Annotated in this window: 16 protein-coding genes and 1 tRNA gene; 7 read left to right on the top strand and 10 right to left on the bottom strand. The window is 65.0% G+C overall.

Going from position 1 to position 17,445, the window contains the following annotated elements; translation table 11 throughout:
* Nucleotide 1 precedes the first annotated feature (1 nt).
* The 7 genes from epsF to ACE3TQ_RS10920 form a co-directional block, all read right to left on the bottom strand.
* Complete coding sequence (gene epsF, locus ACE3TQ_RS10950; protein ID WP_374582185.1) at nucleotides 2–1,405, bottom strand: chain length determinant protein EpsF; 1,404 nt, start codon at nucleotides 1,403–1,405, stop codon at nucleotides 2–4.
* A gap of 9 nt (nucleotides 1,406–1,414) precedes the next feature.
* Nucleotides 1,415–2,206: a polysaccharide export protein EpsE gene (gene epsE, locus ACE3TQ_RS10945; protein WP_374582184.1), complete on the bottom strand. Its 792-nt coding sequence runs from the start codon at nucleotides 2,204–2,206 to the stop codon at nucleotides 1,415–1,417.
* A gap of 18 nt (nucleotides 2,207–2,224) precedes the next feature.
* On the bottom strand, nucleotides 2,225–3,106 hold the full coding sequence (locus ACE3TQ_RS10940; protein WP_374582183.1) for an EpsD family peptidyl-prolyl cis-trans isomerase: 882 nt from the start codon (nucleotides 3,104–3,106) through the stop codon (nucleotides 2,225–2,227).
* A 60-nt stretch (nucleotides 3,107–3,166) separates the two neighbouring features.
* Nucleotides 3,167–4,549, bottom strand: coding sequence for an undecaprenyl-phosphate glucose phosphotransferase (locus tag ACE3TQ_RS10935; RefSeq protein ID WP_374582181.1), 1,383 nt, complete (start codon nucleotides 4,547–4,549; stop codon nucleotides 3,167–3,169).
* A gap of 15 nt (nucleotides 4,550–4,564) precedes the next feature.
* Entirely contained in the window at nucleotides 4,565–5,752 is a 1,188-nt protein-coding gene (gene epsL, locus ACE3TQ_RS10930) for an XrtB/PEP-CTERM-associated polysaccharide biosynthesis outer membrane protein EpsL (protein ID WP_374582180.1), read from the bottom strand.
* 10 nt (nucleotides 5,753–5,762) lie between these two features.
* Entirely contained in the window at nucleotides 5,763–6,398 is a 636-nt protein-coding gene (locus ACE3TQ_RS10925) for a CAAX prenyl protease-related protein (RefSeq protein WP_374582240.1), read from the bottom strand.
* A gap of 237 nt (nucleotides 6,399–6,635) precedes the next feature.
* Nucleotides 6,636–8,549, bottom strand: coding sequence for an ATP-binding cassette domain-containing protein (locus ACE3TQ_RS10920; RefSeq protein ID WP_374582179.1), 1,914 nt, complete (start codon nucleotides 8,547–8,549; stop codon nucleotides 6,636–6,638).
* A 79-nt stretch (nucleotides 8,550–8,628) separates the two neighbouring features.
* Here ACE3TQ_RS10920 and ACE3TQ_RS10915 point away from each other — a divergent pair.
* Nucleotides 8,629–8,703, top strand: a tRNA-Arg gene (locus ACE3TQ_RS10915).
* 103 nt (nucleotides 8,704–8,806) lie between these two features.
* The gene (locus ACE3TQ_RS10910) at nucleotides 8,807–9,067 is read left to right on the top strand and encodes a hypothetical protein (RefSeq protein WP_374582178.1); all 261 of its coding nucleotides are present in this window, start codon (nucleotides 8,807–8,809) and stop codon (nucleotides 9,065–9,067) included.
* On the opposite strand, the gene ACE3TQ_RS10905 is transcribed toward ACE3TQ_RS10910, so the two are convergent.
* Entirely contained in the window at nucleotides 9,068–10,867 is a 1,800-nt protein-coding gene (locus ACE3TQ_RS10905) for an SMP-30/gluconolactonase/LRE family protein (protein WP_374582176.1), read from the bottom strand.
* A gap of 132 nt (nucleotides 10,868–10,999) precedes the next feature.
* Here ACE3TQ_RS10905 and dgoD point away from each other — a divergent pair, with 132 nt between their 5' ends.
* The 4 genes from dgoD to ACE3TQ_RS10885 all read left to right on the top strand — a co-directional run bounded on the left by dgoD (nucleotide 11,000) and on the right by ACE3TQ_RS10885 (nucleotide 14,722).
* Nucleotides 11,000–12,148 (top strand): galactonate dehydratase, encoded by a 1,149-nt coding sequence (gene dgoD / locus ACE3TQ_RS10900; RefSeq protein ID WP_374582174.1) that lies wholly within the window; start codon nucleotides 11,000–11,002, stop codon nucleotides 12,146–12,148.
* A gap of 75 nt (nucleotides 12,149–12,223) precedes the next feature.
* Nucleotides 12,224–13,168 (top strand): LysR substrate-binding domain-containing protein, encoded by a 945-nt coding sequence (locus ACE3TQ_RS10895; protein WP_374582173.1) that lies wholly within the window; start codon nucleotides 12,224–12,226, stop codon nucleotides 13,166–13,168.
* Between the two features lie 57 nt (nucleotides 13,169–13,225).
* Nucleotides 13,226–14,101, top strand: coding sequence for a 2-dehydro-3-deoxygalactonokinase (locus ACE3TQ_RS10890; protein ID WP_374582172.1), 876 nt, complete (start codon nucleotides 13,226–13,228; stop codon nucleotides 14,099–14,101).
* A 9-nt stretch (nucleotides 14,102–14,110) separates the two neighbouring features.
* On the top strand, nucleotides 14,111–14,722 hold the full coding sequence (locus tag ACE3TQ_RS10885; protein WP_374582170.1) for a 2-dehydro-3-deoxy-6-phosphogalactonate aldolase: 612 nt from the start codon (nucleotides 14,111–14,113) through the stop codon (nucleotides 14,720–14,722).
* Here ACE3TQ_RS10885 and ACE3TQ_RS10880 read toward each other — a convergent pair.
* Nucleotides 14,698–16,371 (bottom strand): sodium/solute symporter, encoded by a 1,674-nt coding sequence (locus ACE3TQ_RS10880; RefSeq protein WP_374582169.1) that lies wholly within the window; start codon nucleotides 16,369–16,371, stop codon nucleotides 14,698–14,700. The genes ACE3TQ_RS10885 and ACE3TQ_RS10880 overlap by 25 nt on opposite strands.
* A gap of 158 nt (nucleotides 16,372–16,529) precedes the next feature.
* On the opposite strand from ACE3TQ_RS10880, the gene ACE3TQ_RS10875 reads away from it, so the two are divergent.
* Entirely contained in the window at nucleotides 16,530–17,027 is a 498-nt protein-coding gene (locus tag ACE3TQ_RS10875; RefSeq protein WP_374582168.1) for a histidine phosphatase family protein, read from the top strand.
* Here the strand turns inward: ACE3TQ_RS10875 and ACE3TQ_RS10870 are convergent.
* A complete protein-coding gene (locus ACE3TQ_RS10870; protein WP_374582166.1) occupies nucleotides 17,011–17,442 on the bottom strand; it encodes an SRPBCC family protein in 432 nt (143 codons plus the stop codon). The two genes, ACE3TQ_RS10875 and ACE3TQ_RS10870, sit on opposite strands and share 17 nt — an antisense overlap.
* Nucleotides 17,443–17,445 lie beyond the last annotated feature (3 nt).

Raw genomic sequence — 17,445 nt, 5'->3', positions numbered from 1 at the left:
CTCAGCTCAAGCGCAGCTGCTGCGGCTGCAGGCGCGGCAGGCCGAAGCGGCGCTGGCGCGGCGGATTCCAGTCGATGGTGGCCAGCACGGGAATGTGCGCCACGTCGGCCAGGTCGGACTCCGACCGCACGCGGCGATCGAACATTTCGGACAGCATGGCAATGCCGATGCCCAGCATGCTGCCCAGCAGCAGCGAGAGCACCGTGTTCAGCAGCACGCGCGGGCCGGACGGCTCGATCGGCGGCACGGCCGGATTCAGCACCGACACGTCGGACTGGTCGGAACCGCCTTCGATGCGGGTCTGCGACACGCGCTGCGCGGCCTGGTCGAAGGCACGCTGGGCGCTTTCCACATCCTTGTTCAGCACGTTCATCTCGTCGCGCTGGCGGTTCAGCTGCAGCACCTTGGCCTTCTGCTCGCCCAGGGCCGCGCGCAGCGCCGCCTCGCGCTGGGCGAAGACGTTGGCATTGTTGCTGACCGAGGACGTGACCAGGGCGGTCTGCTCATTCAGCCCGGCGCGCAGGCGCGCCACCTCGGCCGCCGCGCTCTGGTACTGCGGGTGGTTGCGGCCCAGGCGCTGCCCCATCTCAGCCAGCTTGGATTCCTGCTGCGCCAGGTTGACGCGCAGGTTCTGCACCACCGGGCTGGCGGTCACGTCGGGCGAGCTGCTGCCCATGCCGCGCGCCACCGACTGGCGCGAATTGGCTTCCATCGACTGCGCCTGCGCCTGCACCAGCTGGGCCGACAGGTCGTTCAGGCGCATCGACTCCACGTCCAGCCGGTTGTCGACGCTGACGATGCCGTGCTCCTGCTGGTACTTGGAGAGCTTGGCCTGGGCCGCCTCCAGGTTGTCGCGCAGCAGCTTGAGCTGGGAATTGAAGTAGCTGGTGGCCTTCTTCATCGGCTCCACCTTCAGCTGCACCGTGATCTTCATGTATTCCTCGGCGAAGGCATTCGCCACGGCGGCCGCGAATTGCGGGTCGGACGCCTTGAAGGTCACGTTCAGCACCGAGCTTTCGCGCGCCGGCACGACGTCGAGCTTTTTCTGCAGCAGCTCGGCCAGCCAGTCGCGCACCGAGCCCTTGCCGCCGGTCGATTCGTTGAACTGCTGGATCACAGCGGGGCTGTCGGCCAGCTTCAGCTGGTCCACCACGCGCAGCGCCACATTCTTGCTGCCGATGATGTCGACCTGGGTCGCCATATAGCCGGGCATCAGCTGGCCCGGCAAGGCCATGCCGGTCAGCGGGTCGACGCCCTTGTAATTCATCACCAGCGAACTGCTGGCCTCGTACGTCTTGGGCAGCAGCAGGCTGACGACCAGGGTGGCGGCCACCGTGATCAGCAAGGTCAGCAGCACAATCTTCTTGCGCGCCTGGAGGATCAGGAGAAACTGGGCGAAATTCATGGCAACTCCTTAGAACCAGCTCTCTTTGATGACGATGACGTCGTCCACCTGCACCAGGTCATCGTTCTTCACGGCGACCACATGCAGCTGGCCGTCGCCATTGCGGCGCTTGATCTTGATGCCGCGCTCGGTGCCGCGCGGCGTCAGGCCGCCGCCCACCGCCAGCGCCTGGCTCACCGTCATGGCGCGTTCCAGGCGGAACGAACCGGGGCGCTGCACTTCGCCGTAGATGTAGAAGCGCGGCGAACGTTCGGCGTAGATCACGTCATTAGGCGCCAGCTCGATTTCCTTGTCCAGCGCGCCGTTGCGCACCATGTCCACCACGTCGATCACGGTTTTCGTGGTTTTGCCGTCGCGCGTGCGCACCACGCTCACCGTGTCGCCGCCGTCGGCGTTGAAGCCGCCGGCCTGGGCCAGCATGTCCATCACCCCGCGCTTGCCGCCGTCGAGCGGGTAGCGCCCGGGCCGGTTCACCATGCCCAGCACCGACACCTGGGCGCTCTGGATCTGCGAGATGATGATGTTGACCTGGGCGGTTTTCAGGTAGCCCTTCTTCACCAGCTGTTCACCGACCAGCTTTTCCGCCTGCTGCACGGTCAGCCCGCCCACTTTCACCTCGCCCAGCAGGGGGAAGGTGATCTTGCCGGACTCGCTGACGCGCGTCTCCACGCCCATATCCGGATTGCCGAACACCGAAGCTTTGATCACATCGCCCGGCCCCAGCGTGATATCCGCCGCCTGCACCATGCCGGCGCCCAGCGCCAGCAGCAAGCCCGCCATCCACATCAGTACTCGTTTCATGATCGCTCCTCCATCGTGTTATTTCAGGCCGGCGACACCGCGCTCCAGCTCATTCGCCTTGGCACCGGCGGTCGCCACCGGCGCCGGCTGGTTGATATAGGCAATCTTGGCGCTGGCGCGCAGGCGTTTGACTTCCTGCTCCGCCGCTTCCTTCCCCTTTTTCGCCACCAGGTATTGCTCGATCTGCGGCCGCGCCGCATCCAGCTCCACCGGCGAGGGACGGATATCGGTAATCGTGACCAGCATGCTGCGTTCGCCTTCGCGCACGATGAACAACTGGTCCTTGGACAGGGCCATCAGCTTGGCCGACAGCTCGGGCGGCAGCTCGGAACCGCTGCGGCTCAACTGCGCCTTCTGGTACTTGACTTTGCGCGCATCGAGCCAGGCGGCGACATCGTCCAGCGAACGGGTCTTGTCCATCACGGCTTTGAGCTCGTCGGTGACCTCGCGCGTCGGCAGGATGATTTCGCGCATGTCGAAATGCTTGCGCTGCGCGAAGAACTGCGGGTTCTGGCTGTAGTACGCCTCGACCTCCTCCGCGCTCGGCTTGGCCGGCGTGCCGATACGTTTCTGCATATACGCTTGCGCCAGGATCAGCGCGCGCGAGCGTTCAATGGCCTGCAGCACGCGCGGGTCGCGGTCCATATTCTCTTTCGCCGCTTCGCCGATCAGCAGCTGGCGATCGATCAATGATTCCAGTACCTGCTTGCGCACGGCGTCCTGGCGGGCGGCCGGGGCGTTGGCGCGCGCCAGCTCGTCGTTCAATTGCATGACGGTGATTTCTTCGCCGTTGACGCTGGCCAGCGCCTGGCCCGGCTTCTGCTCCGCCTTGTTGCCGCAAGCGGCCAGCAGCAACACCATCAGTCCTGCACAAGCCTTGTTCGGGTTGATGTTCTTCAAGATATCCTCCCTCGACTGTTGCAACTCATTCTAATAGCGCGACACGCGCGCACGATTGACTCAGTACGCGTTCTGCCGGTTTAACACCACCTTGACTGTGCGCAAGATGATCCACAGGTCCAGCCAAAGCGACCAGTGGCGCAGGTAGTCCAGGTCGTAGCGGATACGCGCCTCCATCTTTTCCAGGGTCTCCGTTTCACCGCGCAGGCCGTTGACCTGGGCCCAGCCGGTAATGCCCGGCTTGACTTTGTGGCGCAACATGTAGCCTTTGATCAGCTTCCGGTATTGTTCGTTATGGGCCACCGCGTGCGGGCGCGGCCCAACAATGCTCATGGTTCCTTGCAAGACATTGAAGAATTGCGGCAGCTCATCGAGCGAGGAGCGGCGCAGGAAGGCGCCAATGCGGGTGATGCGCGGATCGTTGGCGGTCGCCTGCCGCACGGCAGGGCCGTCTTCCGTCACCCGCATCGAGCGGAATTTGTAGACGATGATTTCCTCGCCATACAAGCCGTAGCGGCGCTGGCGGAAGATCACCGGTCCCGGCGAGCTGACCCACACGGCCAGCGCGATCGCCAGCATCAGCGGCGCCAGCAGCAGCAGGATGGCACTGCCGATGATCACATCGCTGGCACGCTTGACGATGCCATCGAAGCCGACAAACGGCGTTTCGCAGATTGCCACCACCGGCATGCCGCCCACGCTGTCAAAGCGCGCCTGCATCAGGTCGAAAACATAAATGTCCGGCAGGAAGTAGACCGAGGCCGTGGTGTCCTGCAGTTCATCGAGCAGCTTGCGGATGCGCGGCTGGGCCGAGATCGGCTGGCTGATGAAGATCATCTTGATATGGTGGTCGCGCACAAAGCCCGCCACCGCGCCCATATCGCCCAGCACGGGATGCGCCAGGTCCGGCTTGCGGCGGTCCGCCGTGCGGTCGTCGAAGAAGCCGCGCACGCTGAGGAAGAGATTGGGCATGCGCTCCACGGTACGCGCGAACTTGGTGCCAACCTCGTTGGCGCCGACGATGACGATGGAGCGCACCTCGCTCTCCTTGGCGGGATCGGTGCCGACATGGCGCGCCGCCGTATGGCTCATGAGTAAGGCAAACGGCGTGGCAAGGAACCAGCTCAGCACCACTGTTTCGTCATAGTGGTAGGCCAGGCCGCTGACCAGGCCGAGGAAGACCAGGATCAGGGCGGTGACGATCCAGCCCATGAAGATGTCGCGCGCATAGGCGCCAATGCGGCCGCTGCGCCAGGTGCGGTAGGGGTCGACATGCTCATACACGGCGGAGGAAATGAAGAAGGCCAGCACCATCAGCACCAGCGAATAGCCGGTAAACGGCTCCCCGTACACCATCGACGTGGCGTACAGCGTCCCCATGATGATCAGCGGATCGAGCACACGCTGGAAGAAGGAGACCAGGGGAATATCGTTTACCGTCATCGTTGCTCCTCATGTTCAGAATTGCACTGTCGCCATCAGGGAAACGCCCTTGGCCTTGTAGCTTCCGGTACCGGCCAGCGGCGTTCCCGTGCGGCGGTCCTTGAACGCCGTGGCGCTGAGCTGCACCTTGCGCATGGGCTGGTAGACCAGGCCGACATTGGTGCTGCGCGTGGTATCGCTTGGATCGCCGTTGAAATAGACATAAGGCAGGCGCTCAAAGTTCCGCTTCTCGCGCTTGAAGCCCGCGTTGGCCTGCACCTTGGCCGAAATATCCCAGCTGGCGTTCACGCTGGCCCCCTTGTTGATGCTGTTGTTGACGATGGTGCTTTCCACCGCGGCGAACTCGCGCCAGGCATCGGCCGTGAAACGCAGCTTCTGGCGCGGACGCCAGTTCACGGTGACGCGGCCGTTCAAGCCGCTGGTATCACGCTCGGTGAACGTGTCGTGCTTGCGCCGGGCATAGCCGGCGAGCACCTGCACCTGGGTGATTTCGCTGTACAGCCAGTTGATATTGGCTTTTAACTCGTCCTGGTCGTAGTTCTGGTCGAGGAAAGTCGTGCCAATGCGCAAGGGATTAAGGAAACTGCCCTTGATCTTGCGCGCCACCAGCCCTACCCTGCTGCCACTGGCGGCCAGGTAGTCGATGCCGAGTTCGGTGCGGTCCTCTTTGCGGTTGTTCAGGCTCTGCACTTCCAGCTCGTAATCGAAGCGGTCGCGGTAGAACCCGGCGCGCACGCGCCAGCTTGGGTGGAAGCGCCAGCCGCCATTGGCATAAGCGCGCCGCTGCGTGCGCAGGTTGCGCTGCTCGACGTGGAAGTCGTTAAACGGCGTCAACACCTGCTGGTATGCGCCGCCGATATTGCCGTCGAACTGGTTGCCCAGTACCCAGGCCCAGTCCAGCACGGCATCCTTGCCGTTGTAATTGAGCTGGTCGTAATGGTCAAAAGTCACGCGCGACAGCTTGGCGTGGCCGGTCAGCCTTTGCCGGCCGATGGGCCGGTCCAGCAGGATGCCGCCCTGCGCCTGCGTGGCGCGGTCGGAGCGCTGGACGCCGGGTGCCGTGTTGTCAGGCAGGCGCAGCAGATTGTTGTCATAGCTCGAGCCCACCGTGACGAAGGGCTTGATGGTGTCGCTGATGTCGGCAGCGGCGGGACAGCACGCCAGTGCGGCAGCCAGCGCCAAAGGGGTTGGCAGGATGCGCATATTTTTCTTCTCACCAATAGATCCAGCTACCAGTTGCCACAACCCATACGGCCAGCAGGCCATTGGTCACGGCGTGTCCCAGGATGGGAGTCCACAGCGTTTCGCTGCGCATATACAGCAAGGTGTAAGCCAGGCCGGCAACCATGCCGGCCAGCCAGAGCTTATGTTCGCTACCGAACAAAAGAATCGTGATCGTGATGGCGCCCAGTCCCGCGCGTGCCGGCCGCAGTGACAGGAAGTCACGCTGCACCAGCCAGCGTAGCAGGAAAGAACGCCAGAACAGCTCTTCCATCAAGGGCACCACCAGGGTGGCGCCGGCCGCGCGCAAGGCCACCAGCGGCCAGTCGATGCGCCCGTCCGCGCCTGCCGGCACAAAGGCGCGAGGCGTTCCCAGCTGCATCCATTCGAGGTCGAGCAGCAGCCACAGCACGAACACCAGGGCGCCGACAGCCAGCGCCAGCCAGACATGGCGCGCGGCCGGTGCGGTGCGCAGTTCCACAAAGTGCTGGCGCCAGGCAAGCAGCATGGCCAGCACCAAACCAACCTGGACGGGATACAGCCAGCGCAAGCTGTTGGCATGGGCGCCAACGCGCTCCAGCACATCGGCCAGCGCGATGAAAGCGATATACGTCGCGAACGGCGCCACGCGCGGCAAAGCCGGGTTGCTGTGAGTTGCAATTGCGAAAGCAGGCGCGCTTGCCGCAGCGGAATGCTGCTGTTGCCGAACGCGCTCTGGTGGCTGCTGGTTCGTCACAATATCTGCCTTCCCGTTGGTGATGCCGAGACAAACGCTGTCTCGGCATTAAGGTTGTCAGATATTACAGCGGGCAATCGTGCGCAAGCGCACGAAAGTGAGAAAGAGCAAGGAGTGGATTGAGCTACATCAAACGTTGTTGCGGGATTCGATTTCTTCCCAACGCTCGAGCGCAGTCATCAGTTCTTCTTCGATCTGCGCAATGCGTTCGTTCAGGCGCTTCGCTTCCGCCGGCGTCTTCTTGTAGAAGTCGGGATCGGACAGGGTGAGGTTCAGGGCCGTCTGCTCATCTTCCAGTTTGGCAATGAGTTGCGGCAACTCTTCGAGCTCGCGCTGCTCTTTGTAGCTGAGCTTTTTGGCCTTGGCCGGCGCCGCAGCCGCAGCCGCAGCGGGCGCGGCCGGCTTGGCTTCCGCCTTCTTCGCTGCCGGCGCGGCGGCCGCTGGGGCCGTGTCGCGCACGCGCTCCCAATCGCTGTAGCCGCCCACATACTCCTTCCACTTGCCCTGGCCCTCGGCCACGATCACCTGCGTGACCACGTTGTCGAGGAAGGCGCGGTCGTGGCTGACCAGGAAGACGGTGCCGGTGTAATCCTCCAGCAGTTCTTCCAGCAGCTCCAGCGTATCGATATCAAGGTCGTTGGTCGGTTCGTCCAGCACCAGCACGTTGGCAGGCTTGGCGAACAGGCGCGCCAGCAGCAGGCGGTTGCGCTCGCCGCCGGACAGGGAGCTTACCAGCGAACGCGCGCGCGCCGGGTCGAACAGGAAGTCGCCCAGATAGCTCATGACGTGCTTGCGCTGGCCATTGATTTCGACCCAGTCCGAACCGGGCGAAATGGTGTCGGCCAGCGTGGCGTTGTCGTTCAGCTGCGCGCGCATCTGGTCGAAGTAGGCCACCTGCAGGCGCGCGCCCTGCTTGATGGTGCCGCTATCCTGCTGCTCTTCGCCGAGGATCAGCTTGAGCAGGGTGGTCTTGCCGGCGCCGTTCGGGCCGATCAGGCCGACCTTGTCGCCGCGCATCAGGATGGTGCTGAAGTCGCGCACGATGACCTTGTCGCCGTACGACTTGCAGACGTTCTCCAGTTCCGCCACGATCTTGCCGGAGCGTTCGCCGGTCGCCACTTCCAGGCGCACCTGGCCTTGCTGGTCGCGGCGCGCGGCGCGCTGTTCGCGCAGGCGCTCCAGGCGGCGCACGCGGCCTTCGTTGCGGGTGCGGCGCGCTTCCACGCCCTTGCGGATCCACACCTCTTCCTGCGCCAGCACTTTGTCGAACTTGGCGTTCTCCACTTCCTCAATCGCCAGCTGCTCGGCCTTGCGGGTCTGGTAGGCGCTGAAGTTGCCCGGGTAGGACAGCAGGATGCCGCGGTCCAGTTCGATGATGCGGGTCGCCACGTTGTCCAGGAAGGAGCGGTCGTGGGTGATGAACAGGATGCTGCCCTTGAAATCGCGCAGCAGGCCTTCCAGCCACTGGATCGAGCTGAAGTCCAGGTGGTTGGTCGGCTCGTCCAGCAGCAGCACATCCGGCGCGCCGACCAGCGCACGCGCCAGCGCCACGCGCTTCTTGGTGCCGCCCGACAGGGTTTCGATGCCCAGGTCCGGATTCAGGTTCAGGCGGCCCAGCACGGTCTCCACCTTGTTCTTCAGGTTCCAGGCATCGCCCGCATCGAGCTTGAGCTGGATGTCGTGCATACGCTCCATCAGCTTGTCATCATCGCCCTGGCCGAACTGGCCGGTCAGTTCGTCGTACTCCTTCAGCAGCGCCGGCAGCTCGCCCAGGCCGGACGCCACCGCGTCATACACGCTCTGGCCCGCCTCGAACTGCGGTTCCTGCTCGACGTAGACCACCTTCAGGCCCTGCTGCATGACCAGCAGGCCGTCATCCAGCTTCTGCATGCCGGCGATGATTTTCAGCAGCGAAGACTTGCCGGTGCCATTGCGGCCGATCAGGCCGACGCGCTCCCCCGTCTCCAGGGAAAACTCAGCGTGGTCCAGCAGGGCGTGGTGGCCGAAGGCAAGTTGTGCAGATGATAAGGAAATGACAGCCATGGGAGTGCAAATCTAGACGGGAAAACGCGCATTTTACCTGTTGCCAGCCTGTCAGCTATAATTGCGCTCGCTTTGCGTCCTCTCCGTAGCACAATGGATAGTGCACATGCCTCCTAAGCGTGGGATCCTGGTTCGATTCCAGGCGGAGGGACCAACAGCACCTTCCCTGGGAACTTTCCCCGCCCTCCCCTGTCCTACCTCAATATCCCCGCACGCCTGGCAAGGCAAAGTAGCAGAACTTACACTGCGGAGGCAAAATGGATACCGAGATTCGTCTGGTAAAGGTCGAAAAGGAAGTGGATGCCCTGCAGAACCTGGTCGAAAGAAACTCAAGGGCCCTCGAAGACCTGCGGAGTATCATGGACCGCAGGTTTTCGGAAGAACACGCCTGGGCGGAGCGCCAGTTTGCAGAGCTGCGCAGGGAGATGAATACAAACTTCCGCTGGATGCTTGGCATCATGTTGACAGGATTCACCGCCATCCTCGGGATACTGGGCAGGATTGGCGGGCTGTACTGACTACTCCACGAACGGTGCGACGGTGACGTGCTTGCCGACCAGGCGGGCGTCAGCCACCGCGCGCAGCGGCGCCATGTCGAGATCGGACTGGCGGGCTGCAACAAGGCGGGCGAAGTGTTCATACATGCGCGGGTATTCGCGCTCCGGTTCGTCCAGCACCACTTTTCCATCGACTTCCATCACTTTGCCACCCATGTGCAGCGCCATCGTTTCGCCGCTGGCGGCAGCGACATGGATGCTCCAGGTTTGCACGCCCTCCTGCAGGAAATCGAAATGCGCTTCGACCGCAACGCCGGCGCCGCCCTGCATGCGCAACTCGGCCTGGATCGGTTCATTGCAGTTAGCCGGTACGCGCAACTCGGCGCCCTGCACCACCACGCCGCCGCCCAGCAAACGGGTCAGGATGGACAGCGAGTTGATGCCGGGGTCGAACACACCCATGCCGCCCGGTTCGAAGATCCAGCGCTGGCCGGGATGCCACTGGCGCACGTTCTCGCGCCATTCGATGCGGATGGAGGCGATGCTGCGCGCCGCCATCCAGTCACGCGCGGGCTCGACGCCGGGTGCGAAGCGCGAGTGCCAGCCGGCCAGCACGGTCACGCCGCGCGCGGCGGCCAGGGCCTGCAGCGCATCGCCCTCGCCCAGGGTAGCGGCCGGCGGCTTTTCGAGGAAGACATGGCGGCCGGCGGCGATGGCCGCTTCGGCGATGGCTTGCCGCACTTGCGGCGGGGTGCAGATGGCGACGGCTTCGATTTCCGGGTGCGCCTGCAGCATCTCGTCCAGGCTGCGGTAGACAGCCAGCCCATCGACTGTGCTGCGCGGCGAGCAGGCGGCAACCAGCTCCAGCTGCCGATTGTTGCGGATAGCGGGGATATGCTGGTCCAGCGCGATCTTGCCCAGGCCGACCAGGCCGATCTTCAGCGTGGACAGGCGGAAGCGGGATTCGGGCAAGCCGCGCACGTCCAGCTGTTGCGCGAACAGGCCGCCCGACTGCGGCGCCGCGTCCAGGCGGGTAGCGCTCATCTCTTTGCGGGCGCTGGTCACGAACAGGGTGTCGAGCCCAGGGCCGCCGATCGCGGCGCAGCTGGGCTGGGGCACGGGCAGCGCGAGCACGCGCTCCACTTTCCCATCCGGCGTGAAGCGCACGACCTGGCTGGCGCCCCAGCGCGCGTTCCACAGGCAGCCCTGCGCGTCGATGGTCGAACCATCCGGCTCGCCGCCCACCACGCCGGCGGCCACGAAGACGCGGTGCGGGCCGAGCGCGCCAGTCAGCGGGTCGTAGTCGCAGCAGCGGATGGCGCCGTCCTGCGAATCGGTGAAGTACATGGTGCGGCCGTCCGGGCTGAAGCAAATGCTGTTGGCGATGGCGGCGGGCGGCAGCGGCAAGCGTTCCAGCGTCAGGTCGGCATTCAAACGATAGAAGGCGCCGATCGCTTCTTTCGGATTGTCGGCCTCATTGAACATGCCGAACACGAAGCGCCCCTGGCGGTCGCAGCGGCCATCGTTCAGGCGCGTGCCTGGCTGCTCGGGCGCGACTGCGCAAATGCGGGTCAGCTCACCGCTGGCGAAGTCAAACAAGGCCAGGCCCGAGGCCAGGCCAAGCAGCAGGCGCTGGTCGTCGTCGGTCAGGGCGAAGCAGCACAGGCGTTCAGGCATCGGCCAGCTGCGCGTTTCACCGCTGGCTGGCGTGTGGGCGTACAGGACCGAGCGCTGGATATCCGTCCACAGCACGCGCTGCGTACGGTCGCACCACAGCACGCATTCGCCCAGCGTATCCTGCCCATCCACCAATAATTGCATGTTCCCTCCCTGTTGACGTGACGCCCATTCTAGCGGCGCCCCGCGAAAGCCGCCCGGCGGCATATCGCTTTGATATACCTCGCGCGCGTTTATTCATGCTTTGCGCATGGGTCGCACTATTACACTGGCCGCATGAAGATTACCAAACTTACCACCTACCGCATCCCTCCCAGGTGGATGCTCCTGAAGATCGAAACCGACGAAGGCGTTACCGGCTGGGGCGAACCAGTCATCGAGGGCAAGGCCCGGACCGTGGAAGCGGCAGTCCACGAATACGCGCAATACCTGGTGGGCCAGGACCCATCTCGCATCAACGACCTGTGGCAGGTGATGTACCGCGCCGGCTTCTATCGCGGCGGCGCCATCCTCATGAGCGCCATCGCCGGCATCGACCAGGCGCTGTGGGACATCAAAGGCAAGGTGCTGGGCGTGCCGGTCTATGAATTGCTGGGCGGCCTGGTGCGCGACAAAATGAAGACTTACAGCTGGGTCGGCGGCGACCGCCCGGCCGATGTGATCGAAGGCATGGGCCGCCTGCGCGAAGCGGGCTTTGACACCTTCAAGATGAACGGCACCGAAGAACTGGGCATCATCGACAGCGCGCGCAAGGTGGACCAGGCGGTGCAACGGGTGGCCGAGATCCGCAGCGCCTTTGGCGACGAGGTCGAATTCGGACTGGACTTCCACGGCCGCGTGGCCGCGCCGATGGCCAAGGTCCTGCTGCGCGAGCTGGAAGCCTTCCGTCCGCTGTTCGTGGAGGAGCCGGTGCTGGCCGAGCAGTACGAGTACTACCGCGCGCTGGCCGACCACACGTCGATACCGCTGGCGGCGGGAGAACGCATGTACTCGCGCTTCGAGTTCAAGCACGTGTTCCAGCAAGGCGGCCTGTCCATCGTGCAGCCGGACCTGTCGCATGCGGGCGGCATCACCGAATGCCTGAAGATCGCCGCCATGGCGGAGGCCTATGATATCGCCCTGGCGCCGCACTGCCCGCTCGGACCTGTGGCGCTGGCCTCCTGCCTGCAGGTGGACTTCGTTTCGCACAACGCCGTGCTGCAGGAGCAGAGCATGGGCATCCATTACAACCAGGGCGGCGAAGTGCTGGACTACGTGAAGAACAAGGACGACTTCAAGCTGGATAAAGGCTACATCCGGCCGCTGCCCAAGCCGGGCCTGGGCGTAGAGATCGACGAAGAACGCGTGGTTGAAGCGAGCCGCCACGCGCCGGACTGGCGCAACCCGGTCTGGCGCCACGAGGATGGCAGCATCGCCGAATGGTAAAGGAGTGGAGGCATGGCGTTTGACGGACGGGTACTGCTCAACTATGATGGGGAAGCTCTTGCCGTCAGAACGCAGATGTCCGATCCCCGCTCACAACGCTTTGTCCGCTCCTACCTGAAAACCAAGCACCTGGTGCTGCTGGTGGAACTTGGCCGCCATGGCTCGATCATGCATGCGGCGCAGGCGGCCAACCTGACCCAGCCCGCCGCCTCCAAGCTGCTGGGCGAGCTGGAACATGCGCTCGGCGTCCCGCTGTTCGAGCGCCTGCCGCGCGGCGTGGAACCCACCTCGTATGGCAGGACCCTGATCCGCCGCGCCGGCGCTGCGCTGGCGGAAATGGATGCCGCCCACCAGGAAGTGATCGAACTGCAGTCCGGCCTGCGCGGCCGGGTAGCGGTGGGCGCGATCCTGACCCCGGCCGCCACCCTGGTGCCGCCGGCCGTGACCCTGCTCAAATCGCGCCACGCGCAGCTGCACGTGTCGATCGATGTCGACAGCAGCCGCCAGCTGCTCGACCGCCTGCGCGCAGGCGACCTTGATATCGTCATCGGCCGCGTGACCGATGCCGCAATTGCCGGCGAGGTCAATTTCGAGCCGATCACCGACGAACCGCACTGCCTGGTGGCGCGTACCGGGCATCCACTTTTGCAGGGCGGCGAAGTGACGCTGGCGCAGCTGGCGCGCCAGACCTGGATCCTGCCGCCGGAAGGCAGCGTTGTGCGCGAGCGCCTGGCTGCCCTGTTCATGTCGCAGGCGCTGGAGCAGCCGGCGGAAACCATTTCCACCATGGCCCTGCCGGTGGTGACCCAGCTCCTGATGGGCAGCGATATGGTGGCGCCGATGGCGGTGGAGCTGGTGCAGCCCTTCCTCGATAGCGGCCTGCTGGCGCCCCTGCCGATCGACCTGCACCTGCGCATGGATGTCTACGGCTTCATCACGCGCCGCAACCACAAGCTGTCGCCGGGCGCCGAATCCATGCTGGAAACGCTGCGCGAACAGGCCCGCTATACCAAAAACTGATAGCAGCACGCAAAAACTCCCATAGCTGCCCCCGGGACGCGGGCGTAGCATGGGACCATGAATACATCCGCCTCGACTCCTACGCACGTACTCGGCATCGACTGGGGAACCAGCAACCGCCGGGCCTATCTTATTGACTCCAACGGCGCCTGCGCGGCGCGCCATGCGGACGACCAGGGCATGCTGGCCGCCCGCCCCCATTTCGCGCAATCGATCGACGACCTTCTGGCGGCGATGGATCTGCCGCTGGATACCCCGGTGATCGCCTCCGGCATGGTGGGCAGCGCGCAGGGCTGGCATGAAGTGCCCTACCTGGACACCTCGGTGCCGCTGCGCGAGCTGCCCAACCGCCTGCTGCGCGCGGCCCCCAACCGCTTTATCGTTCCCGGTTACTGCCAGCGCGGCGCGGAAGTGGACGTCATGCGCGGCGAGGAAACGCAGCTGCTCGGCGCGCTGGCCCTGGGCCAGGGCGACGGCTGGGTGGTGCTGCCCGGCACCCACAGCAAGTGGGTGCTGCTGCGCGATGGCGCGATCGAGCAGATCCGCACCTTCATGACGGGCGAGCTGTTCGCCACGCTGGGCGCGCACGGCACCCTGGCGCCGCTGCTGGGCGGGCCGGAGAATGCCGATGCTTTCGCCGCCGGCATCGAGGCCGCGCGCCTGCGCGCGCCCTTAAGCAATGCCCTGTTCCGCGTGCGCGCGCGCGTCGTATCGGGCGCCATGCCGGCCGCCGATGCGCGCTCCTTCCTGAGCGGTCTGCTGATCGGCACCGAATTCGTGGCAGCGCAGGACGTTTCGTCCAGCGTGGCGTCCATCTGCTCGCCGGCGCTGCAGCAGCACTATGCCGTGGCCGCCGCCCAGTTCGGGATCGCACTGCAGGGACTCGATCCGGACCGCGTGTACTGCGCCGCCCTGGCGCGTTTTTTCGACTGAAAGCACGAGATGAACCCAAACCAGTTTGAACTTCCCCTGGTCGCCATCCTGCGCGGCTTATCGCCCAACGATGCGCCGGCGGTCGGCGCTGCCCTGTTCGAGGCCGGCTTCCGGCTGCTGGAGGTGCCGCTCAACCGCCCGGGTGCGCTGGAGTCGATCCGCGTGCTGGTAGACATGGCGCCGGCCGATGCCATCGTGGGCGGCGGCACCATGCTGACCCAGGCCGATGTGGATGCGGTGGCGGACGCCGGCGGCCGCCTGTTCGTGTCGCCCAATTGCCGTCCTGCGGTGATCGCCCATGCCGCCGCGCGCGGCATGCTGTGCGCGCCGGGCGTGGCCACGCCGACCGAGGCTTTCGATGCGCTCGATGCGGGCGCGCACGCGCTCAAGCTGTTCCCGGCGGAAGCTATAGGATTTGCGGGAATGAAGGCGCTGCGTACCGTGCTGCCGGCAGGTACGCCGCTGTGGCCAGTGGGTGGCGTGACGCCGGAGCAGCTGCCGGCCTGGAAGGATGCCGGGGCCACCGGCGCTGGCATCGGCAGCCAGCTGTATGCGCCGGGCGTCGCGCTCGACGCCCTGGCGCAGCGCGCCGCCGCTTACGCGGCTGCCTGGCGCGCGTAGATCACGGCAAGCAGCAAGCAGACTGCGGCCGAGCCCACGGCAAAGCCGCGGTCCACCGCAAACAGGCGGCGTTCCACCACCAGCGCTTTCGCGGCGCCGTCGCGCTTGCCGGCCAGGCTGATCACCACCATGCCCGCCACCACGGCGAAGAACACCAGGAACATGCGGTCGATGAAGGGGATCTCATAGACGCCGCTGCCGTTGTCGGCCGCCCAGCCGATGGGCGCCAGGAACGACAGGTCCATCATCTGCGGCAGGAATTTGAGGATGACGGAGAACACCAGGCCGCCGACGGTGGCGAACATGGCCGCCGCGCTGCTCGCCTGCTTCCAGAAGAACCCCAGCAGGAACATGGCCAGGATGCCGGGCGAGACGAAGCCGGTGTACTCCTGGATGTACTGGAAGCCGCCCTTCTTGTCGATGCCGAGCATGGGTGCAATCAGCACCGCAATCGCCATCGCGGCCACCACCGCAGCGCGGCCAATCCAGACCATGCGTTCTTCGCTGGCGTTGGGGTTGATGCGGCCGCGGTACAGGTCGAGCGTGAAGATGGTGGCGATACTGTTTGCCTTGCCGGCCAGCGAGGCCACCACGGCGGCGGTGAGCGCGGCGAAGGCGATGCCTTTCAGGCCGGAGGGCAGCAGCGCCAGCAGGGTCGGGTAGGCGCGGTCGGGATTCAGCTCGCCGCCTTCGCGCAGCGCACCGCCCAGTGCGCCGGCCTGGTCCAGCGCGTAGGCGGCGATCCCCGGCAGCACCACGATGATCGGCATCAGCAGCTTGAGGAAGGCGGCGAACAGCAGGCCTTTGCGGGCGGTCGGCAGGTCGGCGCCGAGGGCGCGCTGGGTAATGTACTGGTTGCAGCCCCAGTAATTCAGGTTGGCGATCCAGACGCCGCCAATCAGGATGCTCAGGCCCGGCAGGTCCATATAGCTTGGGTGGTCGCGCGACAGCACCATGTCGAAGTGGCCGTTGGCGCGCGCCAGCAGCTCGCCGGCGCCGGCGATGGCGCCTTCCTTGCCGGCCAGGCCGGCCACCAGGTCGAGCGCCAGCCAGGTGGTGACCAGGCCGCCGACCACCAGGCACACCACCTGGATCACGTCGGTGTAGCCGATCACCTTCATGCCGCCCAGGGTGATCACGGTGGCGAACAAGGCCATGAACAGCATGCAGGGCAGCACGCCGACGCCGGACACGCTGTTGATCGCCAGCGCGCCGAGATACAGGATGGAGGTCAGGTTGACCACGATGTACAGGCCGAGCCAGAACAGGGCCATGGTCATCGCCACGCCTTTGCCATAGCGCCGCTCCAGGAACTGCGGCATGGTGTAGATGTGGTTTTTCAGGTAGACCGGCATGAAGAAGATGGCCACCACGATCAGCGTGGCGGCGGCCATCAGCTCATACACGGCGATGGCCATGCCGATCTTGAAGCCGGAGCCGCTCATGCCGATGAACTGCTCGGCAGAGATATTGGACGCGATCAGGGAGGCGCCAATCGCCCACCAGGTCAGCGAGCCCTCGGCCAGGAAATAGTCGCGCGAGGCGGAACCGGAACCGGCATTCTTGCGCCGGTAAATCCAGAAACCGTAGGCCGCCACCACGACGAAATAGAAAAGGAATACAACGGTATCAAGCGTAGTTATTTTCATAGGTGCTCTGTCTCCTTAATAGCAGGAGATTAACGTATTCGCCTGCCGACAGTTATGCGGAAAGCACCGGCTGCTATGAATTTCTGAGATAACGAAGGAAGCTGTCGGCCTGATGGGCCGGATTGCCGGGCTGTATTAGCTGTGGCAATATCCTTGCTATGAAGACCCTCTACTCCTTGCTGCTGGCCGCCAGCATTGCCCTGCCCTTGCAGGCATTCGCCGAGACCTACCATATCTATGTGACCCGCCACGGTGAGAAGGCGGTATCTGACAGCAAGGACCCGCCGTTGACGGCGGCCGGCGAGGCGCGGGCGCGCCGCATCGCGCTCATGTTGAAGGACGCGGGCATCAGGCAGGTCTACAGCACGGCCTACCAGCGCACGCGCCAGACCGCCACGCCAACCGCGCAGCAGTTCGGCTTGCCGGTGCAAAGCTATGACCCGGGCAAGCAGGCGGAGTTCGCCCGCCAGTTGCGCAGCGCCGGCGGCGGCAATGCACTGCTGGTGGGCCATTCGAACACGGTGCCGGACCTGGTGCGCCAGCTCGGCGGCGAACCCGGCGCCGATATTGCGGACGACGAGTACAGCCGCCTGTACCACCTCACCGTCACCGACGACGGCAAGGTGGCCACCACGGTACTCAGCTCGCAGCCTTAAACGCAGCCTTGAAGCCGGCGGCCAGCGCTTTCAGGCCGTCTTCGTAGATGCCCCGGAACAGGCGCGAGGCTTCCTCATCGCTCACGCCTTGCGGCGTGAACTCGCCCGACCATTCGACCCGTGCCGTTCCACCGGCCGCCTCCAGCACGCGCAAGGTGGCGCGGTAGCCGCTGACCGGGAACGGCGCGGACAGGATGGCGTAGCTGTAGCTGCGGCCCTCCTCGTCGAACGCCAGCAGCCGCTCGACGATCGCTTCGCCGGCCGAGTTGGCCAGCGTGCGGACCCGCCCTCCTTCGCTCAGCTCACTTTTCGGGATGTACGGCAGCCAGTCCGGCAGCGAATCGAAGCCGCCGATCAGGCGCCAGACCGAATCCGCCGTGGCGGGAAGCGCAATGTGTGCAGATGCCTGTGCCATGGT

The sequence above is a fragment of the Pseudoduganella sp. genome (assembly GCF_041914865.1).
Lineage (GTDB): Bacteria > Pseudomonadota > Gammaproteobacteria > Burkholderiales > Burkholderiaceae_D > Rugamonas.
Note: the sequence above shows the minus strand (reverse complement) of the source record. Positions and strands in the feature narration are given on the sequence as shown.

Bases quoted from the DNA above. Each gene is read 5' to 3' on its own strand.
- ACE3TQ_RS10870 (WP_374582166.1), bottom strand. From the start codon at position 17,442: ATGGCACAGGCATCTGCACACATTGCGCTTCCCGCCACGGCGGATTCG.
- epsL (WP_374582180.1), bottom strand. From the start codon at position 5,752: ATGCGCATCCTGCCAACCCCTTTGGCGCTGGCTGCCGCACTGGCGTGC.
- dgoD (WP_374582174.1), top strand. From the start codon at position 11,000: ATGAAGATTACCAAACTTACCACCTACCGCATCCCTCCCAGGTGGATG.
- ACE3TQ_RS10890 (WP_374582172.1), top strand. From the start codon at position 13,226: ATGAATACATCCGCCTCGACTCCTACGCACGTACTCGGCATCGACTGG.
- ACE3TQ_RS10905 (WP_374582176.1), bottom strand. From the start codon at position 10,867: ATGCAATTATTGGTGGATGGGCAGGATACGCTGGGCGAATGCGTGCTG.
- ACE3TQ_RS10895 (WP_374582173.1), top strand. From the start codon at position 12,224: ATGTCCGATCCCCGCTCACAACGCTTTGTCCGCTCCTACCTGAAAACC.
- ACE3TQ_RS10880 (WP_374582169.1), bottom strand. From the start codon at position 16,371: ATGAAAATAACTACGCTTGATACCGTTGTATTCCTTTTCTATTTCGTC.
- ACE3TQ_RS10935 (WP_374582181.1), bottom strand. From the start codon at position 4,549: ATGACGGTAAACGATATTCCCCTGGTCTCCTTCTTCCAGCGTGTGCTC.
- ACE3TQ_RS10885 (WP_374582170.1), top strand. From the start codon at position 14,111: ATGAACCCAAACCAGTTTGAACTTCCCCTGGTCGCCATCCTGCGCGGC.
- ACE3TQ_RS10910 (WP_374582178.1), top strand. From the start codon at position 8,807: ATGGATACCGAGATTCGTCTGGTAAAGGTCGAAAAGGAAGTGGATGCC.
- ACE3TQ_RS10920 (WP_374582179.1), bottom strand. From the start codon at position 8,549: ATGGCTGTCATTTCCTTATCATCTGCACAACTTGCCTTCGGCCACCAC.
- ACE3TQ_RS10875 (WP_374582168.1), top strand. From the start codon at position 16,530: ATGAAGACCCTCTACTCCTTGCTGCTGGCCGCCAGCATTGCCCTGCCC.
- epsF (WP_374582185.1), bottom strand. From the start codon at position 1,405: ATGAATTTCGCCCAGTTTCTCCTGATCCTCCAGGCGCGCAAGAAGATT.
- epsE (WP_374582184.1), bottom strand. From the start codon at position 2,206: ATGAAACGAGTACTGATGTGGATGGCGGGCTTGCTGCTGGCGCTGGGC.